General features: G+C 61.8%; 21 protein-coding genes and 1 pseudogene. 11 read left to right on the plus strand and 11 right to left on the minus strand.

From position 1 onward, the window contains the following. Positions 1-5: 5 nt before the first annotated feature. From NE851_RS06790 to NE851_RS06815, 6 genes are all read right to left on the minus strand, one after another. Positions 6-1,001, minus strand: coding sequence for a 5-oxoprolinase subunit C family protein (locus NE851_RS06790; RefSeq protein ID WP_254955527.1), 996 nt, complete (start codon positions 999-1,001; stop codon positions 6-8). Next, on the minus strand, positions 998-1,705 hold the full coding sequence (gene pxpB, locus NE851_RS06795) for a 5-oxoprolinase subunit PxpB (protein ID WP_183905649.1): 708 nt from the start codon (positions 1,703-1,705) through the stop codon (positions 998-1,000). Before pxpB ends, NE851_RS06790 begins: the two co-directional genes overlap by 4 nt. Further along, a complete protein-coding gene (locus NE851_RS06800; protein ID WP_047613396.1) occupies positions 1,702-2,127 on the minus strand; it encodes an acetyl-CoA carboxylase biotin carboxyl carrier protein in 426 nt (141 codons plus the stop codon). The genes pxpB and NE851_RS06800 overlap by 4 nt, the downstream gene beginning before the upstream one ends. Next, positions 2,124-3,509 carry an acetyl-CoA carboxylase biotin carboxylase subunit gene (locus NE851_RS06805; protein ID WP_254955528.1) on the minus strand — a complete coding sequence of 462 codons (1,386 nt, stop codon included), beginning with the start codon at positions 3,507-3,509 and terminating at the stop codon, positions 2,124-2,126. The genes NE851_RS06800 and NE851_RS06805 overlap by 4 nt, the downstream gene beginning before the upstream one ends. Further along, positions 3,509-3,940 carry an acetyl-CoA carboxylase biotin carboxyl carrier protein gene (locus NE851_RS06810; RefSeq protein ID WP_097542524.1) on the minus strand — a complete coding sequence of 144 codons (432 nt, stop codon included), beginning with the start codon at positions 3,938-3,940 and terminating at the stop codon, positions 3,509-3,511. Before NE851_RS06810 ends, NE851_RS06805 begins: the two co-directional genes overlap by 1 nt. Positions 3,941-4,111: 171 nt before the next feature. Then, positions 4,112-5,182: a LacI family DNA-binding transcriptional regulator gene (locus tag NE851_RS06815; RefSeq protein WP_254955529.1), complete on the minus strand. Its 1,071-nt coding sequence runs from the start codon at positions 5,180-5,182 to the stop codon at positions 4,112-4,114. A gap of 222 nt (positions 5,183-5,404) precedes the next feature. On the opposite strand from NE851_RS06815, the gene NE851_RS06820 reads away from it, so the two are divergent. The 7 genes from NE851_RS06820 (at position 5,405) to ppk2 (ending at position 13,407) form a co-directional block, all read left to right on the plus strand. Then, positions 5,405-6,358: a sugar phosphate isomerase/epimerase family protein gene (locus NE851_RS06820; RefSeq protein WP_028756038.1), complete on the plus strand. Its 954-nt coding sequence runs from the start codon at positions 5,405-5,407 to the stop codon at positions 6,356-6,358. Between the two features lie 58 nt (positions 6,359-6,416). After that, positions 6,417-7,649, plus strand: coding sequence for an ABC transporter substrate-binding protein (locus tag NE851_RS06825; RefSeq protein ID WP_028758237.1), 1,233 nt, complete (start codon positions 6,417-6,419; stop codon positions 7,647-7,649). Positions 7,650-7,751: 102 nt separating this feature from the next. Next, positions 7,752-8,639 (plus strand): carbohydrate ABC transporter permease, encoded by an 888-nt coding sequence (locus tag NE851_RS06830; protein ID WP_254955530.1) that lies wholly within the window; start codon positions 7,752-7,754, stop codon positions 8,637-8,639. Then, complete coding sequence (locus NE851_RS06835; RefSeq protein WP_028756034.1) at positions 8,639-9,523, plus strand: carbohydrate ABC transporter permease; 885 nt, start codon at positions 8,639-8,641, stop codon at positions 9,521-9,523. The genes NE851_RS06830 and NE851_RS06835 overlap by 1 nt, the downstream gene beginning before the upstream one ends. A gap of 7 nt (positions 9,524-9,530) precedes the next feature. Next, positions 9,531-10,613 (plus strand): ABC transporter ATP-binding protein, encoded by a 1,083-nt coding sequence (locus NE851_RS06840; RefSeq protein WP_028756033.1) that lies wholly within the window; start codon positions 9,531-9,533, stop codon positions 10,611-10,613. An 84-nt stretch (positions 10,614-10,697) separates the two neighbouring features. Further along, positions 10,698-12,350: a GMC oxidoreductase gene (locus NE851_RS06845; RefSeq protein WP_254955531.1), complete on the plus strand. Its 1,653-nt coding sequence runs from the start codon at positions 10,698-10,700 to the stop codon at positions 12,348-12,350. A 142-nt stretch (positions 12,351-12,492) separates the two neighbouring features. After that, a complete protein-coding gene (gene ppk2, locus NE851_RS06850) occupies positions 12,493-13,407 on the plus strand; it encodes a polyphosphate kinase 2 (protein WP_028756039.1) in 915 nt (304 codons plus the stop codon). Positions 13,408-13,502: 95 nt separating this feature from the next. On the opposite strand, the gene NE851_RS06855 is transcribed toward ppk2, so the two are convergent. Next, a complete protein-coding gene (locus tag NE851_RS06855) occupies positions 13,503-14,378 on the minus strand; it encodes an aldo/keto reductase family oxidoreductase (RefSeq protein ID WP_028755954.1) in 876 nt (291 codons plus the stop codon). A 96-nt stretch (positions 14,379-14,474) separates the two neighbouring features. On the opposite strand from NE851_RS06855, the gene NE851_RS06860 reads away from it, so the two are divergent. Then, positions 14,475-15,386, plus strand: a complete 912-nt coding sequence (locus NE851_RS06860; RefSeq protein WP_028757537.1) for a LysR family transcriptional regulator — start codon at positions 14,475-14,477, stop codon at positions 15,384-15,386. Between the two features lie 30 nt (positions 15,387-15,416). Here NE851_RS06860 and NE851_RS06865 read toward each other — a convergent pair whose 3' ends face one another. The 4 genes from NE851_RS06865 to NE851_RS06880 all read right to left on the minus strand — a co-directional run bounded on the left by NE851_RS06865 (position 15,417) and on the right by NE851_RS06880 (position 16,666). Further along, positions 15,417-15,896 (minus strand): pyridoxamine 5'-phosphate oxidase family protein, encoded by a 480-nt coding sequence (locus tag NE851_RS06865; protein ID WP_028755952.1) that lies wholly within the window; start codon positions 15,894-15,896, stop codon positions 15,417-15,419. A 95-nt stretch (positions 15,897-15,991) separates the two neighbouring features. Continuing rightward, positions 15,992-16,186, minus strand: coding sequence for a hypothetical protein (locus tag NE851_RS06870; protein WP_028755951.1), 195 nt, complete (start codon positions 16,184-16,186; stop codon positions 15,992-15,994). A 52-nt stretch (positions 16,187-16,238) separates the two neighbouring features. Further along, entirely contained in the window at positions 16,239-16,475 is a 237-nt protein-coding gene (rpsU, locus tag NE851_RS06875) for a 30S ribosomal protein S21 (protein ID WP_028755950.1), read from the minus strand. A gap of 38 nt (positions 16,476-16,513) precedes the next feature. After that, positions 16,514-16,666 carry a hypothetical protein gene (locus tag NE851_RS06880; protein ID WP_164735882.1) on the minus strand — a complete coding sequence of 51 codons (153 nt, stop codon included), beginning with the start codon at positions 16,664-16,666 and terminating at the stop codon, positions 16,514-16,516. Between the two features lie 448 nt (positions 16,667-17,114). On the opposite strand from NE851_RS06880, the gene rapA2 reads away from it, so the two are divergent. From rapA2 to NE851_RS06895, 3 genes and pseudogenes are all read left to right on the plus strand, one after another. Next, positions 17,115-17,831, plus strand: coding sequence for a calcium-binding lectin RapA2 (rapA2, locus tag NE851_RS06885; RefSeq protein ID WP_028755949.1), 717 nt, complete (start codon positions 17,115-17,117; stop codon positions 17,829-17,831). Positions 17,832-17,989: 158 nt separating this feature from the next. After that, positions 17,990-18,178 (plus strand): hypothetical protein, encoded by a 189-nt coding sequence (locus NE851_RS06890; RefSeq protein ID WP_028757536.1) that lies wholly within the window; start codon positions 17,990-17,992, stop codon positions 18,176-18,178. Between the two features lie 80 nt (positions 18,179-18,258). Continuing rightward, positions 18,259-18,490, plus strand: a pseudogene (locus tag NE851_RS06895) (ATP-binding protein); the annotation flags it as partial. Positions 18,491-18,500 lie beyond the last annotated feature (10 nt).

The following is an 18,500-nucleotide window of genomic DNA, read 5'->3' on the forward strand; positions in this document are numbered from 1 at the left end:
ACCCATTAGGCCATCGCCTTCAGGGCGCGCTTGACCATCCGGCATGTCTGCCTGACATCCTCGACATAGCGGGCGACTGCCTGTTCCACCCTGCACGCCTCCGCATGCGTCGAGCGAACGAAGCTCAGGCGGGCCCCGATGCGGGCTTGGCCGAGCCGCCAGAGATCGCATTCGATCACGCCGGCGATCTTCGGATAGCCGCCGGCGGTGTTCGCATCGCTCATCTGCACGATCGGTTCGCCACCCGGCGGAACCTGGATCACGCCGGGCACGACGCCGTGGGAGCGCATCTCGATGGACGCCGTCGGCTTGATCGGTTCCCCGGACAGGCGATAGCCCGTCCGGTCGCTGCGAGAGGAAATCCTCCAGGTCTGGCTCCAGAAGGCTTCGCCATCTCCGGCGAAAAGATCATGCTCGCCGGCCGGTAGCGCGCGGATCGGCAATGCGCCGTCGACAGGTGCGGGGAAGACATCGCGCAGTGCCACGGCCGGTTCGACGACGGCGAGACCCGAGGCCGGCAGCATGGTGATCTCGGCATCCTCGCCGACGGCGATCCGATCGCCCTTCGCCAGAGGCCGGCCGGCATTGCCACCGAAACCGCCGCGCAGCGACGTGCTGCGCGAACCCATGACAACGGGAATATCCAGCCCGCCTCCGAGCGAAATATAGGCACGTGCGAGCCGCGGCGGCTGTTTCAGTTCGAGAACCTCTCCGGGCTCTGCCGTATAGGCGCACCAGGCAAGCAGTTCCGATCCGTTGAGATGAAGACTGCCGTCGGCACCGGTCACGGCAAAGACCGTGCGCTGTTCGAAACGCAGGCTGAACGGAAAGGTCTGCACCTCGATCACAGCCGCATTGTCGTCATTGCCGACGAGAATGTTGCCGATCCGGACCGCCAGCGGATCCATGGCGCCGCTCGCCGACACGCCGATGTCGCGATAGCCGGGGCGGCCAAGATCCTGCACCGTGTTGAACGGGCCGCTTTCCAAAATCTCGATCATAATTCGATCCTCGCCGGCAGGAAGCGCACCGTATCGCCCGGCGCCATCATGGCAGGGCTCGGCGAGGTGGGGTCGAACATCTCAAGCGTGGCAAAGCCGATGGAATTCCAGCCATTCGGACCCGTGAGCATGGCGACGCCGGTCTGCATGCCGCCGATGGTCACGCAGCCCTTCGGCATCTTCAACGAGGGAACGGTCTTCCGCGGCATGTAGATACGCGGATCGAGGCCATGCAGATAACCGAAACCGGGAGCGCTGCCCAAGGCGAAGACACGGTAGGTCGCTTCATGATGGATGCGCACGACCTCGCGGTCGCTGAGCCCCGAGAGATCGCAAAGGGCTGCAAGATCGGTCGCATGTTCGCCGCCGTAATGGACGGGGATCTCGATGGTCTTGCCGTTGAGATCGATGCTGCGCGCATTCTCCCATGCCTCCAGCAGCCGGGCGACCACCGTATCGGGAACTTCGGGCGTCTCCTTGAAGATCACCAGCAGGTTGGTCATGCCGGGAATGTTTTCCGCAAGGTCCGGCCAGCTCTTCACCGTCTGGGACAGAGCCCAGATCCGTCGCTGCGCAACGAGGTCGAAATCGCCTGGTGCCTCGAGCAGGAAGGATCTGGCGCCGATCGAGGAAACTCGCGCCCGGCTGTTGGTGGCCGGAACGATCTCACGTTGCGATGCATGTCTGTTCGTCGTGACGATCATGGCTGGAGCTCGATTTCGAACAGAGGATCACCGAAGCCGACCGGCGCGCCGGGTTCTGCGAGCAGCCTGGTCAAAACACCGGAGCGGCCGGCGCGAAGGGGAAGCAGGATATGCCCTACCCCAATGAAGCCGACGATATCCGCATCGGATACGGAGCGCGGCAGTTTTTGCGGCGCGGCGGAGGCGGCCGGATGCTCGACGCAGAAGCGGCCCGCCATCGGCGCCTTTACGACGGCGGATGCTGAGCCGGGAGCGCGTGGCGTCGCTTCGCTCGAGCTGACACGGGCGCCGCCTTTTCCGGCGACGACGATACGAAGCTGTCCGCCCGGCCGGGAGATTTCAAGGCCGTCCACGCCGGCGGCCGTCAGCGCCTCGGTGAGCAATGCGATGGTCGCCGGATCGCTGAAATCGATCGCGCTCATGCCGCCCTCCGCAGCTTCAGCCATTGTTCGAGATAGTGAATGTCGGTCTCACCGCGCGCGAATGCGTCGTCCTCGAATAAAACGCGCAGGAAGGGGATATTGGTGGAAATCCCTTCGACCTCGGTGCCGGCAAGCGCTTCGCGCATTCTTGCCATCGCTTCGGTCCGCGTCGGCGCATGGACGATCAGCTTGGCGATCAGCGAATCGTAATAGGGCGAAACCTTGTAGCCGGCATGAATATGCGTATCGACACGGATGCCTGGTCCCTCGGGCAAAGCCAGACGGGTGACGACACCCGCCGACGGCAGGAAGGTTTCCGGATCCTCGGCGTTGATGCGGCATTCGAAGGAATGGCCTTCGCATGTCACATCGCCTTGGATGAGATCCAGAACGTGACCCTGAGCCGCGCTGATTTGAGCCTGGACGATATCGACACCGCTCGTCATCTCGGTGACAGGATGTTCGACCTGAAGTCGGGTGTTCATCTCGATGAAATAGAAGGCGCCGTCCTCGTAGAGGAATTCGAAAGTTCCGACCCCTCGGTAGCCGATCTGAAGGCAGGCCTGCACGCAGGCCAGGCCGACCGGCTGGATGATGTCGGGTGCGATCCCCGGCGCCGGCGCCTCCTCCACCACTTTCTGATGGCGGCGCTGCATCGAGCAATCCCGGTGTCCGAGCCACACGGCATTGCCGTGATCGTCGCAAATGACCTGGATCTCGATATGGCGCGGATGCTCTAAGAATTTCTCCATGTAGAGGGCGGGGGAGCCGAAGGCCTTGCGAGCCTCTTCCCGCGTCAACGCGATTGCTTCATGCAACATATCGGCCTTTGGCACGACGCGCATGCCGCGTCCGCCGCCACCGCCGGCTGCCTTGATGATAACGGGATATCCGATCTCCAGCGCTGTGCGCTCGATGGTGGCAGGGTCGTCGGGCAGCGCCGTGTCCGGGCCGGGAACGCAGGGTACGCCGGCCGCCATCATCGCCCGCTTTGCCGAGATCTTATCGCCCATGATCGCAATCGATGACGCGGTCGGACCGATGAAAATCAGCCCGGCCTTGTCGACGGCGTCGGCGAAGGCGGCGTTTTCCGACAGAAAACCGTAACCCGGATGGATGGCGCCCGCACCGGCAAGACGCGCCGCCAGAAGGATGGCGTCCTGATTGAGATAGCTCTTGGCGGCGCTCGACGGGCCGATGCAGAGAAAGCTGTCGGCGGTACTGCCGTAAGGCGCTTGCCTATCCGCCTCGGAACAGATGGCGACCGTCTTGAGGCCGAGCTCGCGGCAGGCGCGCTGGATCCGGGCGGCGATCTCGCCGCGATTGGCGATCAGAACGGTATCGAAGCGGCCGGCCGCAGATTGTTCAGGCGTTTCCGGCATCAGCCAATCTCCGCAAGCAGGTCGCCGGTCTCGACCTCGCCATTGTCGATATGGGTTAGGTGCGTGATGCGCCCGGACCGCGGCGCGGCGATCGTGTTGAAGACCTTCATCGCTTCGATGATGAAGAGCGTCTGCCCCTCCTCCACCGCGTCACCGATCGCGACAAATGGCGGCTCCCCGGGCGCCGGGGCCTTGTGCAGAACGCCGAAGACGGGCGCCTTTACCGCATAGGAGGTTTTCTTGACGCTCGAAGGCGCTTGGGAGACGGGATTTGTCGTCGATTCCGGCTCCTTCGAGGGCTCGGCAACAGCCTCCTGACCCGGCGACGTGCGGAAAATCCGCACCGTCACGTCCTTTTCAGTCACGGTCAGCTCGCTAATGTTCGATCGTCCGACAAAGTCGATCAGCGTCTTGATCTTCGAGAGGTCCATGTGCGTGCTCGGAATTTCAGAATTCCACCGCGCGGACCTGACATCGCAAGTCGCTCGGTGTTGTGATTTTTCGTAGCACGACGTGCAGACTGATGGGGTCAGACGAAGTTTTGATGGAGTGCAATCAGCGCCCGATAGGGCATCTCGCCAGCGAGGCCGGTTTCGTCATCATCAGCTCTTCGGGGCGGCGACGCTCTCCCGCAGGATAAGCCTGCTGCGGATGACGGTGCGGACCTCCGCCGTCTTTTGCCGCTGGTCAATGGCGTCGAGCAGCAGATCGACCGCCGCGCGTCCCATCTCTTCCACCGGCTGCTCGATCGTCGAGAGCGGCGGTGAGGAGAATTCGCAGACGGGCGAGCCGTCGAAGGAGACGACGGACAGATCATCGGGAATGCGCAAGCCCCCCCGCTGGATGCAGCTGACAAATGAGATGGCCATGTCGTCGCTGGTGGCGATCACCGCTGTCGGCTTCTCGGTCAGTTGCGCGAAATCGTCCGCTGCCTGCACTCCAATATCGAAGCCGTGTTGATAATCAAGATGACCACCCGAGCGGCGCACCAGCTCGTCGGACAGGCCAGCCGCCTCGAGCGCCTCGAGCACGCCGGCATAACGCTCGACATCGTGATAATTGCCTTCAGGCCCGGCGAGATAGAAGAACCGTCGATGGCCCAGCCGGATCAGTTCGGCCGTGACGTCGCGCACTGCCTCGCGGTCGTTGGTGACCACGCTCTGCAGGCCGGCATCGCTCATGTCGAGCAGCATCGACACGATCGGCAGGCCGGAATTCGCCAGCGAACGCCCGTCCACCTCTGGAAGCTTCGACGACAGGATGATGGCGCCGCGCACGCTGCCGCCGAATGCCAGGTCGAGAATATGCCGTTCGGAAATCTCGTCGCGATCGAGGTTGGCGATCATCAGGTTATAGCCGCCCTGGATCAGCGACTTGTTGATGCTCTGCAGCACCTGCGGAATGATCTGCGAGACGCCGTAATAGAGCGATCCCGGCAGGATGATCATGATGATGTTGGATTTGCCGACCCTGAGGCCGCGCGCCATCGCATTCGGGGTGTAGCCGAGTTGCCTGGCTGCGGCATTGATCTTGGCGCGCGTCTTCTCGTTGACCCGTCCGGGATTGGCGAGCGCCCGGCTGACCGTCGATATCGCCACACCGGCGAGCCTGGCAACATCGGCCATCAAAGCGCCCGATGGTTCCTCTCCGACCACATCCTTGTTTTTGTTCATGTTTATTTCATTCTCCCGGATGCTTCGATTTGCAACTCTAGGACAGGCGACGGTTTTTAGCAAACGTTTGCCAAAAACCGCTTGCTTAAAAAACCGGCTTGGCTATTATCTAGTCATGGCAAACGATTGCCATTTCTTAATGCGTTGAAAATCCATGGCTTATTGGATGCGGAACTCTCCTTCCGCACGCGGGTAGGTCATGCCTCGAGAAATGGATAGGTTATGGCTTCTGGCGATAGGCTGCGCTTCGGCGTCGATCTCGTGACATTCTTCCATCCCGGCTTCTGGGGCGTCGACAGCCACGATGCGATCGTCGACCATGCACGCGCCGAGCCGCGGGCCTTCTGGGACAAGATCCTCGACAGTGTCCAGGCCTCCGGCGTTACCGGCGTCGAGCTGACCTTTTCTCCCTTCAACTGGCAGGACGCGATCAAGACCTATGGTTCCGTCGATGCTTTCGCAGCCGAGCTGTCAACACGCGGTCTGACGCTGTGCAGCGGTTTCTTTGCGGAACTTGAGGCGGCCGGCGACTTCGCCGAGCCCGCGGCCCAGCGCGCGCTGATCGACAAGGCGGAACGCTATGCCGACTTCCTGAAAGCCTGCGGCAGCGACATCATGGTGATCGGCGCGCCCTTACGCCAGACGCTCGGCGCCCAGCCGGTGCAGTTCCATGATTTCGACCGCGCCAAAGTGATCGCCGATTTTCTGAACCGGCTCGGCGCGACCCTCCATGCCAGGGGCGTACGGCTGGCGCTGCACACCGAGGCGCACTCGATCTTTGCCGCCGCGCGCGACGTCGATCTGATGATGCTTTTGACCGACCCGGCCTATGTGCACATGTGTCCGGACACCGCCCACATCATCGTTGCCGGCTCCGATCCCGTCCAACTCGTCGATCGCCATCACGAGCGCATGATCATCGCCCACTGGAAGGATGCGATCGGCCCGATGCCCGCCGACACGCCGATCGACAAGCATATCCATGAACGCCACCAGCCCTATTTCTGCAGCTTCGGCCTCGGACGGGTCGACTGGCCGGCCTGGATCCGGCTGCTGCGCGACCGGGCCTATGAAGGCTGGGCGATCCTCGAACTCGATGCCGCGCCGGATCCCGTCCGCGACATCGCCAACGGGCTCACGCTCGTCCGGCAGGCGCTCCTGCCGATCTATCGCTGACAACAATTCCGACGACAACAAACGCCCCGCAAAGAGGGCATTTTCAAGAGGTGGAACTATGAAGACCATGATGAAGCTTTTTCTTGCCGGCGTGGCATTCGCCGGTCTCATGACCTCGGCGCATGCCGAGGACAAGCCGACGATCGAGATCATGTCGTCCTGGACGTCGGGCGGCGAAGCGGCGGCCCTCAACGTCATCAAGACCGAGTTCGAAAAACGCGGCGGCGTCTGGAAGGATTCCTCGATCGCCGGCTTCGGCGCCGCCGATGCCGCCTTCCAGAACCGCATCGTCGCCGGTGACGCGCCCGGCGCCAAGCAGGGCGTCATCGGGCTGGCTGCCGCCGATTTCATCAACCAGGGCCTGTTCAATCCGATCGACGACGTGGCCGCCGGCGGCAAATGGGCCGACGCCCTGCCGAAATCGATCCATGATCTCATCTCCTATGACGGCAAGGTCTACCTTGCGCCGACCGGTGCCCATGGCGAAAGCTGGCTCTTTTATTCCAAGGAAGCCTTCGGCAAGGCCGGCATCGCGCAAGAGCCCAAGACTTGGGACGAGCTCTTTGCCGATCTCGACAAGCTGAAGGCTGCCGGTATGGTTCCGGTCGCCTGGGGCGGCCAGCCCTGGCAGCAGACCAAGGTCTTCAACATGATCCTGCTCTCGCAGGTCGGCATCGACGGATTCCTGAAGATTTATGTCGACAAGGACAAGAGCCCGGCATCGGTCGAGGGCGTGAAAAAGACCCTTGCAATCCTCGGCAAGCTGCGCGGCTATGTCGACGCGGGTGCCGCCGGCCGCAACTGGAACGACGCGACCGCCATGCTGATCACCGCCAAAGCCGGCGTGCAGTTCATGGGCGACTGGGCCAAAGGCGAATTCACCGTCGCCGGCAAGGAGCCGGGCAAGGACTACGGCTGCATGATCGTTCCTGAGTCGAAGGGCATGGTCTACATCGCCGACGCCCTCTGGTTCCCCAAAACAGGCAAGGCCGAAACCGACAAGGCCCAGAAACTGCTCGCCGAAGTCGTCATGGACCCGACCATCCAGGTCGAATTTGCTCTCAAGAAGGGCTCGGTTCCGATGCGCGCCGACGTCGACAAGTCGAAGCTGGACGCCTGCGCCCAGAAGGGCGTCGAGCTGATGAGCGCCGGCGCCATCGTGCCGGATCAGGCGATCGTGCTGACGCCCCAGCAGGTCGGTGCGCTCGACGATTTCGTCGACGAATATTGGAGCGGCGGCTCGAACGATGCAGGCGCTGCGGCCGAAAACTTCTTCGCCATCTTCGAGTAGGATAGTGACTGTGGCGTCGGTCTGACCCGACGCCACAGCTGCCGGGCGCCGCCTCGCGCGGCGGCGCCAGCCCTGCTTTCCATTCCGTCAACGAGCTGGCCGATGTCCGTCAAACGCAAGCCCAATCTTTCCGCCACCATCGCGCTGCTGCCGACATGGTTCGTTGCGGTCGTGGTCTTCATCGGCACCATGGCCTGGTCGATCCGGCTGTCCTTTACCAATTCGACGCTCTTTCCGTCCTCGAGCTATGTCGGCTTCGCCCAATATTCGAAGCTCTTCTCTTCCGCCAAATGGCTGGCATCGCTGCAAAACGTGTTGATCTTCGGCGTCCTTTACGTCGCAGGCTGTCTGCTGCTCGGCTTCCTGCTGGCCGCAGCACTGGACCGCAAGATCCGTTTCGAAAGCGCCTTCAGGACCATATTCCTCTATCCCTACGCCATGTCCTTCGTGGTGACGGGACTGATCTGGCAATGGATGCTCAATCCGACGCTCGGCATCCAGGCAAGCGTGCGCTCGCTCGGCTGGGAAAGCTTCGTCCTCGACTGGGTGGTCAACCGCGACATGGCGATCTATGCGCTGGTGCTTGCCGGCGTCTGGCAGGGCGCGGGGCTGGTCATGGTCATTGCGCTCGCCGGCATGCGCGGCATCGAGGCCGAGCAGTGGAAGGCGGCGCGGATCGACGGCATTCCCGTCTGGCGGATCTATGTCTCGATCATCCTGCCGCAGCTCGGGCCGGCGCTGGCCGCCGCCGGCATGCTGCTCGCCATGGGCGTGATCAAGACCTATGACATAGTCGTCGCCATGACCAATGGCGGCCCCGGCAATGCGACCGAGGTGCCTGCGAAATTCATCATGGACAATCTGTTCGGACGCCAGAACCTCGGCCTCGCCACAGCCGGCGCGACGGTGCTTGTCCTCGGCGTGATCATCGCCGTCGCCCCAATCCGCTACATCGTGCACATGCGCGACAAAGCGAAGGGAGCCGCGTGATGGCCGATCCTCATCCGAACGGGCCGAAACCGGCACGGATCACCGCCGGGCGCATCGGCCTCTATGCCTTCCTCGTCGTCGCCGCACTGTTCTTCCTTCTGCCGCTCTATACCATGGTCGTCACCTCCTTGAAGTCCATGGACGAAATCCGGCTCGGGCAGATCTTTTCCCTGCCGGCGACGCTCGATTTCTCTGCCTGGATGACCGCCTGGTCGGGCGCCTGCATGGGAACCGTCTGCGTCGGCATTCGCAGCGGCTTCTGGAATTCGGTGGCGATCACCCTTCCCTCCGTCGCGCTCTCGGTCTTCATCGGCGCCGTCAACGGTTATGCGCTGTCGCTTTGGCGGCCGCGCGGGGCAAACCTGCTCTTCGGTCTGCTGATGGCCGGCGGCCTCATCCCCTACCAGATCTTCCTCTATCCGATGGTCCGGGCGATGGCGAATATCGATCTCTACAATTCGCTGGCGGGTATCATCCTCGTGCATGTCATCTTCGGCCTGCCGTTGGTGACGCTGCTCTTCCGCAACTATTTCGTCAGCGTGCCGGAAGAGCTCTGCAAGGCGGCGCGCGTCGACGGCGCGGGCTTCTGGCGCATCTTTTTCGAGATCATGCTGCCGATTGCCGTACCGATGGTCGTCGTGGTCTCCATGCTGCAGTTCACCGGCATCTGGAACGACTTCCTGCTCGGTCTCGTCTTTGCCGGGCGCGACAACCTGCCGATGACCGTGCAGCTCAACAATATCGTCAACACCACGATGGGCGAGCGCACCTACAACGTGAACATGGCGGCGACCATCCTCACCGCCATTGTTCCGCTCGCCATCTATTTCCTGTCCGGCCGCTGGTTCGTGCGCGGCATCGCGGCCGGCGCCGTCAAGGGGTAACGCTTCCATGCAATCTGCCGTCTCCGTCAAGGATCTGAAGATCGCCTATGGCGACCATACGGTGATCGAGAAGATGTCGATCGACATCGCGCCACGAGAGTTCCTGGTGCTGCTCGGCCCTTCCGGCTGCGGCAAGTCCACGCTTCTGAACGCCATTGCCGGCCTTCAGGAGATTACATCAGGTGAGGTCTGGATCTCCGGCAAGAACGTCAGCTGGGAGGAGCCGAAGGATCGCGGCATCGGCATGGTCTTCCAGTCCTACGCGCTCTATCCCCGCATGTCGGTGCGCAAAAACCTCTCCTTCGGACTTCGCGTCGCCGGCCTGCCGAAATCCGAGATCGAGGCGCGTGTTGCCCGCACCGCCGCCCTTCTCCACCTCGACAAGCTGCTCGACCGGCGCCCGGCCGCGCTTTCGGGCGGCCAGCGCCAGCGCGTCGCCATCGGCCGGGCGCTGGTGCGCGAAGTCGATGTTTTCCTGTTCGACGAACCGCTGTCGAACCTCGACGCCAAACTGCGCAACGAATTGCGCGTCGAAATCAAGAAGCTGCATCAGCGCCTCGGCAACACGATGATCTATGTCACCCATGACCAGGTCGAGGCCCTGACGCTTGCCGACCGCATCGCCATCATGCGCGATGGCGTGATCCAGCAGCTCGCCTCCCCGGCCGAGATCTACCGCCGCCCGGCCAATCTGTTCGTTGCCGGTTTCATCGGCGCTCCGGCGATGAATTTTATCGAGGGCCGGATCGAGCGCAGCGTCGGGGCGCCGGTCTTCCGGGGTAACGGGCTGACCATCGATCTTTCCGGTTATTCTTTCCGTGCCGTCGCGGCGGACGGCCCGGCTACACTCGGCTTTCGCCCGGAACACCTTGTGCTCGATGGGTTCACCAGTGGCCTGCCCACCATTCCCGGCCGCGTTTCTGTGGTCGAGCCGATGGGCCCGGATGCTGTTGTCTGGTTCGACTGGGCAGACCAAAGCCTCTCGCTCCGGCTGATGGGCGACGTGACCCTTGAGCCCGGTGATGCTCTGGCTCCCGGGCTCGATATCGCCAAGGCGTCCCTCTTCGGCGCCGATGGATCGCGGCTGTGATGTGCCGTCCCTTTGTTTTCCCGCAATTCCGGGCGCGTTTCGCGCCGTTTTGAGGATTGCCTCCAGGACAGGATTTGAAAAGACATGGCTGAGATCGTCTATGATGCGCTGGTGATCGGCTCCGGCGCCGCGGGTTCATTTGCGGTCGAAGAACTGACGGCCCAAGGACTGTCGGTGCTGCTGCTCGAGGCCGGTCCCGCCGTCGGGCCGAAGGATTTCGATCCCGCCCGCAAGAAGGCGCCGGCAAGCAGCATCAATATCTGGGAGCGCGCGCGCGCCACTCTCAAGGGCCAGCCGATCCAGGCGCGTGCGGCGTTTTTCACCGAGCGTTTCAGCCATTTCTTCGTCAACGACCGCAAGAACCCCTATACGACGCCGAAGGGCGCGCCCTTCCTGTGGATCCGCGGCCGCCAGGGCGGCGGGCGCCTCCACAGTTTCGGCCGGGTGCTGCTGCGCTGGACCGACGACGATTTCAAGCTCCGCTCGCGCACGGGAAAGGGCATCGACTGGCCGGTCTCCTATGAAGAGCTGACGCCTTTCTACGACGAGGTTGAGGGCTATCTCGGGCTCTACGGCAACAAGGACAATGTGGCGACACTGCCGGACGGCGTCTATGCGAAGCCGGCCAGCCTGACGCCGGCCGAACAGACCTTTAAGCAGGCGGTGGAAAGCCGCTGGCCGGAGCGGAACGTCGTCTCCTGGCGTTATATCGCGCCCGATGCCGACCGCATGCCGCGACCGCTGCGCGAAGCAAAGGCGACCGGCCAGCTGAGCGTCCGCTACGACGCCGTCGTTCGTCGCATCACCACGGATGAGAAGACGGGCCGCGCCACCGGCGCGGAGTTCATCGATCGCAATACGGGCGAAGTATCGACCGCGCGGGCTGCGATGGTTGTGCTTTCGGCCTCGCCGATAGAGAGCGTGCGATTGCTGTTGAATTCGGCTTCGGCGAAACATCCGGGCGGGCTTGGCAACGGTTCGGGCGCCCTCGGCCGCTATTTCATGGATCAGCTTCCGTGTCTCGCGTTCGGCTCCTTTTCGAAGGCCAAGGGTTGGGCGACGGACGAGTCCGCGCCGACCGACCCGTTCTACAATCCGTCGGGCGGGATCTTCATTCCCCGCTTCGGCGAGGGCGACGCCGCCCGCGGCGATTTCGACTACCAGGGAAGCGTCGGCCGGGCGCCGGTCTCCGCGGACGCAGATGCGCGTCTCGCCTTCTTTGGTTTCGGCCGAATGCTGCCCTATGCCGACAATCGCATCACGCTCGACGCCAAGCGCAGGGATGCCTGGAACATTCCCGTGCCGCATATCCGCTGCGTCATGCAGGAGGAGGAGCAGGCGCTGCTCAAAAGGCAGGAAGAAACGCTGATTGCCATGATCAAGGAGGTCGGCGGCGACCTCGAATTCATTGGTTCGCCCACCGGCCTCAAGGAGATGGGCAAAGGCGCCTTTCCCGAAGCCGATGCCTTCAGCCGTTTCATGTTCCGCACATGGTTCCGCAAGACCATGTGCATGGGCGCGGCCATTCATGAGACGGGCGGCGCGCGCATGGGCGAAACCCCGGAGGCTTCGGTGCTCAATCCCTACAACCAGGTGTGGGATGCGCCGAACCTGATCGTCACCGATGCCAGCGCCTTTCCCGGCAGCGGCATCGCCGGCACGACGCTCACCGTCATGGCCCTGACGATCCGCGCCTGCCGGAACCTTGTCGACCAGTACCGAGCAGGGCAGCTGTAGACGCACTGATCCCACTCGGCACCTGTTTCTGTCGAGTGCGTGGAACGAGAGAGGCAAGTAGCCGTTTTGGTCTTCGCGAAGTGGTCGTCACACAAGCTTCGCACTGACATGCTCCTGTCAAAAGAAGCAAAAGGAAAAGGCCATGTCGCAATCACATCAGGACCAGCTCAACCGGATCAAGGCCGAAATCGCCGACAGCTTCGATGAGGAGCTGGAAATGCAGATGGAGGAAGACCGGCTGGACGATCTGGTCGCCAAAGGAATGTCGGAACCGGCGGAGCAGACGCTCGAGCGAAAGATCTACTTCCGGGAGCTTTTCCGGCTTCAGCATGAACTGGTGCGGCTGCAGGACTGGGTTCAGCATAAGAAGCTGAAAGTGGTGGTACTGTTTGAAGGTCGGGATTCGGCCGGCAAGGGAGGCGCGATCAAGCGCGTGACCCAGCGGCTTAATCCTCGCGTATGCCGGACGGTCGCGCTGCCCGCCCCGACCGAGCGGGAGCGGCATCAATGGTATTTCCAGCGTTATGTCCCGCATCTTCCGACAGCCGGTGAAATGGTGCTCTTCGACCGAAGCTGGTACAATCGCGCCGGTGTCGAGCGCGTCATGGGGTTCTGCACCCCTGATGAACTCGAGGAATTCTTCCGCTCGGTGCCTGAATTCGAGCGGATGCTGGTCCGTTCCGGGATCGTGCTGATCAAGTACTGGTTTTCGATCACCGACGAAGAGCAGGAATTCCGCTTCAAGATGCGCATCCACGATCCGCTGAAGCAGTGGAAGCTCTCGCCGATGGATATGGAGAGCCGTGTCCATTGGGAGGAATATACCAAGGCCAAGGAAGAGATGCTGGCGCGCACGCACACCAAGGATGCACCCTGGTGGGTGGTGCAGGCCGTGGATAAGAAACGGGCGCGGTTGAACTGCATCGCCCATCTTCTCGAGCAGATCCCTTACGAGGATGTTCCGAAACCGGAGATCCAGTTGCCGGACCGCATCCGTCACGCCGATTACAATAGGGCGCCGGTTCCGGCTGAAATGCTCGTGCCGGAGCGCTATTGAAGTGGGGCCGCAATCGGCGGCCCAGAATTGTGCCGCTACGCCATGCAATAGCGTGGCGTAGCGATCGGGGATCAGCTGCGATCTTGCGATAACCGTCAGGCGGCGATATCAGCCATGCGGTTCAATTCCCAGACGGCGTCATCCGGCAGTGCGAGGCTGGCGGTGGCGAGGTTCTCCCTGAGATGGCCGACGGACGAGGTGCCCGGGATCAGCAGGATGTTTTCCGCGCGACGCAGCAGCCAGGCGAGCGCCACCTGCATGGGCGTGGCATCAAGGCGGGCGGCGACATCGGACAGGGTGGACGACTGCAGCGGGGTGAACCCGCCGAGCGGGAAGAACGGCACGTAGGCGGTGCCTTCGCGGGCGAGATCGTCGATCAGCTCGTCGTCGGCCCGATACGCCAGATTGTATTGGTTCTGCACGCAGACGATCTCGGTGATCCGGCGGCCCTCGGCGATCTGCCTCGATGTGGCGTTGCTCAGCCCGACGTGACGAACCAGACCTTGCCGCTGCAGGTCGGCGAGGACCGTCAGCGGTGCTTCGATCGACCCTTCGGCTGGGCCGTGCACGTCGAACATGATCCTGAGATTGACGACATCAAGCACATCGAGGCCGAGATTGCGGAGATTGTCGTGGACTGCCTGCGTCAGTTCCTCCCGCGAGAAGGCCGGAATCCATGATCCGTCCGTGCCGCGGCGGGCGCCGATCTTGGTGACGATGACGAGATCGTCGCGATAGGGATGGAGCGCTTCACGGATGATCTGGTTGGTGACGTGCGGGCCATAGAAGTCGCTGGTGTCGATGTGATTGACGCCGCTTTCCACCGCCTCGCGCAGCACGGCCAGGGCCGCGCCATGATTCCTGGGCGGGCCGAACACGCCGGGGCCGGCAAGCTGCATGGCGCCGTAGCCGAGCCGCTTCACGCTGCGACCGCCGAGATTGAAACTGCCGGCCTGATCGATAATGGACATGGTCTCACTCCTTTCAAGAGATGACACCAAGATAGGCGCTGTCGACGCGTGGGATAATCAGGTACAAACCGCACGGGTTGTGCGGAGTGGCGAACAATGAAAGTCGACCTGGGTGATCTGAATGCGTTCGTTGCCGTGGCGCGGGCCGGCGGTTTTCGCGAGGGCGCGCGCGCCAGCGGCGGCAGCGCCTCCTTCCTCAGCGAAGCGGTGCGACGCCTGGAGGCCGAGCTCGGTGTTCGGCTGCTCAACCGCACGACGCGCAGCGTCGTCCCCACCGAAGCGGGCAAGGGTCTATTGGATCGGCTGGGCCCTGCCTTGAGCGAGGTGGAGTCTGCCCTCGACGTGGTCAACGGATTTCGGGACAGGCCGGCTGGTGCGTTGCGCCTCAACGTGCCGGTCAGCGCGGCGCGGCTGGTGCTGCCGGCCATCATTCCACCGTTCCTCGCCGCCTATCCCGACATTCGGCTGGAAGTCGTTGCAGAGGAGAGCTTCGTCGACGTGCTGGCTGCCGGCTGCGATGCAGGCATCCGTTATGACGAGCGGCTGGAGCAGGATATGATCGCAGTGCCGATCGGGCCACGCATCCAGCGTTTTGCCACTGCGGCTTCGCCCGACTACCTCGATCGCCGTGGCCGGCCGCAACACCCTCGCGAGTTGCTCGGCCATGCCTGTCTGCTGGGTCGTTTTGCCAGCGGTGCGCTGACGTCCCCATGGGAATTCGAGCGAGACGACGAGGTGGTACGGGTCGAACCGACCGGACCATTGATCGTCAGGGTCGGCGGGGCAATGGATCTTGCCGTCGACGCCGCAATATCGGGCACGGGGATCATCTCCGTTTTCGAGGACTGGCTGCGCCCGCATCTTGACAGCGGTGCGCTCGAACCCATCCTCGAACCGTGGTGGCAGAGCTTTTCCGGGCCGTTCCTCTATTATCCCGGTCGGCGCCTGGTGCCCGCACCGCTGCGGGCCTTCATCGACTTCGTCAAGGCATCGGCAAACCAGGCCTAAGGCCCGTCGTCTGCAAAACGTATCTCAGCGTCAGAGTTTGACCTCGGCATTGTCGCCCATATCGGGTTTGCTGTTCGAGACCGCGGCGGCCGCCATCTTGATATAGCTGATGATGGTGCCCGGGCTGTCCCAATATTCTGCCGAAGAAGGGGTAATCTTGAGGATGCGGATGGAGGGGTCAGCAGGATTGTCCCACCACGCCTTTGCCGGCGTCGCCCATAATTCCCTGATCTTGTCGCGGTCGTTCTGCACTTCGGCTGTGCCTGACACGGAAACATATTTTTGTCCCTTGGTGTCGGCAAAGGCCAGGCACACATTTGGCCAGCGAACGATCTCATCGTCCTTGTGGCTGCTGACATCCGTCAGAAAATAGATCGCGTTCTCGATTTGCGCGGTATAGGCGGACATCGGGCGGGCTCTGAGATCGTCGCTGCTGCGCGTTGTCAGCATGCAAAACCCGATCTTGTCGATCAGCTCCCATACCCGCATCGCATCGTCATGCTCGGCCATCATCATCTCCATCTGTCAAGGAGACGGAGTAACCATCTGCCGCGACCGATGTTCCGCGCCGGCAGCCACGCTCTGATAGCCACTGCACCCGCGCCTCAATGGACGCTTGGGGTTTTCATGACCATTGCGAAGTCTTCCGCGACCAGTTCGCTGACGGCGATGAGGATTTCTTCACGGGAAAAGCCCGATGTCAAAGCACTCTGGATCAGATCCTGCAGATCCGGCTCCACGACATCGCGGCAATCCTCGAGGCGTTCTTCCGAAACGGTGAGGCTATTGAGTTCGTCCATTGTCTGTTCCTTTCAGGGAATGTAACCGCCGAAACCCGGTCGGAATGGGTCGCTAACGGGCGGCCACCGCCCGTTTTGGCGCGGCGATCAGACCTTCACGCTGCATCTTCTTGCGTGCGGCCTTGCGGTGCCGGCTGATCGCCTGCGCCTTTTCCCTGACACGCCGTTCGGACGGCTTCTCATAAGCGCGCCGTTCCTTCATTTCACGAAACAGCCCTTCGCGCTGCATTTTCTTTTTCAAGACCCTGAGTGCTTGATCGACATTATTGTCTCTGACGAGTACCTGCATTTCGAGTTCTCCTTGTTTGGATGGTGCGCCAATCGCGCTCAGCCGAGCTGCTCGGCGATCAAAGCCTGCAATTCACGGCGGGTGAGCAGGCAGGGAGACGGCTTCCAAGTCTTGGCAGCGCTACGGACAGCTTCGTCATCCTCACGCGGGCTCGCCGCCGCAACGGCGGTGGCTGTATGTATGTCGTTCAAAATGAAATCCTTCGTCGGCCGTGGCCGCGTCATCGATTGTTTGTGGGATTGCGCATCACCTGGCCCTAGGCGCACCGATGCATAAAGCGCCTCAATCAGGCCAGAAGCGGGCTTCGATTTTGCTTGGATCGGGCACATCCGCAACATAGGTATCGGCGGCTGCGATTGCAACGGATGGCCCAGATAGCACGACGTCGGCATCGCCAGTCGCCTTCAGATATACTTCATACGATTTTATTCAAGTTATCCGGGTGTAGTTCGGGCCGAAATTTCTAAGATTCGGCTCGAATGTGACATTATTTCGCCGGAATGGAAGCAACGTGGAGACCATCAGCCAAATTAACCTTCCGTTAAATAGGCCATTGACTTGTAGTATTAATAGGTTGTTAAAGGAGCGGCTCGCAGAGGTCGAAATTGACCCGATGATAAACAATTTTAGGAGAGAGCGATGGCTTCGCCGATACACGCAACTGATGATAGTGCAACTTTTCTTGAAACTGACGTAATTTCCGGAAATCTTCTTTCCAACGATTCATCCGATAACGGCCACTTGTTCCTGCGTGCCTTCGACGGCGCGAGCGTTGGCGCCAAGAGCGGCAACAGCCAGGTCACCGAGATCCAGGGCGACTACGGCACCTTCTTCGTCAAGCCGGACGGCAGCTACACCTATGTCCTGAGCGACGCTGCCAAGATCGGCTTCGCCAATGGTGAATCCTACCAGGAGAAGGTTTCCTACAAGATCTCCGACGGCAGCGGTCATACCGACGTCGGTCTGTTCACCCTGAACATCCAGGGCGTCACTCAGGTCAAGCCGATCGCGGTCGACGATACTTTCCACTTCACCGAAGGCAGCGCCATCGCTGGTAACGTTCTGGACAACGACATTGCCGGCGATAACGGCAAGATGTTCCTCCGCCAGTTCCTGAGCACCAAGGTCGATGCCAATAATGACGCCGTTACCGACGTCGCCGGCACGTATGGCACGTTCCATGTCAAGTCGAACGGCGAATTCACCTACGAACTGACGAGCGATCTGAATGCGGGCCAGACCTACACGGAAGTTCTGCGCTACTACAAGATCTCCGACGGCGAAGGCCACACGGACACCGCCAAGGTGACGCTCAACATCACCGGCACGGATTTTGATTCTTCCCATATCGCTTGAGCGACAACGGTAGATCAGTAAGACACGACGCCCGCCGCGCAATCGGCGGGCGTTTTCATTTCCGCTTGTCAGAAGGTCTGCAAAACGGCATAGTTCTTTTTAGCTAGTTCTTATAAACGCCGGAGAGCGGTAGGCTCGATGTATCGGAGGATACGCCGTTGACCGAACATATCGAACCCAGCCAAATCGAAACGGACGATCTGACCAAAGTCTGGTCCGTTACCGAGTTCTGCGCGCGACACCGTATAGACGCCGAGCAACAAGCGCTGTTGCTCAAACTTTTTGGGCCGTTCGCGACCGCCTGCGAACTGCTTCACAATGCCAAACGTGCGCCAAGGTTCCGATGAGGCGTCCTGGCATTCTTCAACGATCCGCTCACAAATCTCGGCAAGCCAGTCAACTGATTGGGTGATGTTCGCTGCGTCCCCTTGCCGAAAACGCTTTTCGGTACGGCGCCAGCCTGTTGGAACTCAGCGTATCGGCCAGCGACCGAACAGCCGTTCTTCTCCACCCGCCGCGAGCAGGGCGGCACCGGTATGGGCCTCGGCATCGTCCGCGCCATGCTGAGCTCCCATGGCGGTACGATCCGGCCGCTGCAGACGACCGGCGACGGCGCCGAGTTTGAAATCACCATCCCGGTTCAGTTCTCAAAGGGCTGAGGAGAGATTG

Origin of the sequence: Rhizobium anhuiense bv. trifolii (genome assembly GCF_024346605.1) — a bacterium.
GTDB lineage: Bacteria > Pseudomonadota > Alphaproteobacteria > Rhizobiales > Rhizobiaceae > Rhizobium > Rhizobium anhuiense.

Bases quoted from the DNA above. Each gene is read 5' to 3' on its own strand.
- rapA2 (WP_028755949.1), top strand. From the start codon at position 17,115: ATGGCTTCGCCGATACACGCAACTGATGATAGTGCAACTTTTCTTGAA.
- NE851_RS06870 (WP_028755951.1), bottom strand. From the start codon at position 16,186: ATGGACGAACTCAATAGCCTCACCGTTTCGGAAGAACGCCTCGAGGAT.
- NE851_RS06815 (WP_254955529.1), bottom strand. From the start codon at position 5,182: ATGAACAAAAACAAGGATGTGGTCGGAGAGGAACCATCGGGCGCTTTG.
- NE851_RS06860 (WP_028757537.1), top strand. From the start codon at position 14,475: ATGAAAGTCGACCTGGGTGATCTGAATGCGTTCGTTGCCGTGGCGCGG.
- NE851_RS06845 (WP_254955531.1), top strand. From the start codon at position 10,698: ATGGCTGAGATCGTCTATGATGCGCTGGTGATCGGCTCCGGCGCCGCG.
- NE851_RS06830 (WP_254955530.1), top strand. From the start codon at position 7,752: ATGTCCGTCAAACGCAAGCCCAATCTTTCCGCCACCATCGCGCTGCTG.
- NE851_RS06840 (WP_028756033.1), top strand. From the start codon at position 9,531: ATGCAATCTGCCGTCTCCGTCAAGGATCTGAAGATCGCCTATGGCGAC.
- NE851_RS06835 (WP_028756034.1), top strand. From the start codon at position 8,639: ATGGCCGATCCTCATCCGAACGGGCCGAAACCGGCACGGATCACCGCC.
- NE851_RS06865 (WP_028755952.1), bottom strand. From the start codon at position 15,896: ATGGCCGAGCATGACGATGCGATGCGGGTATGGGAGCTGATCGACAAG.
- NE851_RS06800 (WP_047613396.1), bottom strand. From the start codon at position 2,127: ATGAGCGCGATCGATTTCAGCGATCCGGCGACCATCGCATTGCTCACC.
- NE851_RS06810 (WP_097542524.1), bottom strand. From the start codon at position 3,940: ATGGACCTCTCGAAGATCAAGACGCTGATCGACTTTGTCGGACGATCG.
- NE851_RS06805 (WP_254955528.1), bottom strand. From the start codon at position 3,509: ATGCCGGAAACGCCTGAACAATCTGCGGCCGGCCGCTTCGATACCGTT.
- NE851_RS06825 (WP_028758237.1), top strand. From the start codon at position 6,417: ATGAAGACCATGATGAAGCTTTTTCTTGCCGGCGTGGCATTCGCCGGT.
- NE851_RS06820 (WP_028756038.1), top strand. From the start codon at position 5,405: ATGGCTTCTGGCGATAGGCTGCGCTTCGGCGTCGATCTCGTGACATTC.
- pxpB (WP_183905649.1), bottom strand. From the start codon at position 1,705: ATGATCGTCACGACGAACAGACATGCATCGCAACGTGAGATCGTTCCG.
- ppk2 (WP_028756039.1), top strand. From the start codon at position 12,493: ATGTCGCAATCACATCAGGACCAGCTCAACCGGATCAAGGCCGAAATC.
- rpsU (WP_028755950.1), bottom strand. From the start codon at position 16,475: ATGCAGGTACTCGTCAGAGACAATAATGTCGATCAAGCACTCAGGGTC.
- NE851_RS06855 (WP_028755954.1), bottom strand. From the start codon at position 14,378: ATGTCCATTATCGATCAGGCCGGCAGTTTCAATCTCGGCGGTCGCAGC.
- NE851_RS06790 (WP_254955527.1), bottom strand. From the start codon at position 1,001: ATGATCGAGATTTTGGAAAGCGGCCCGTTCAACACGGTGCAGGATCTT.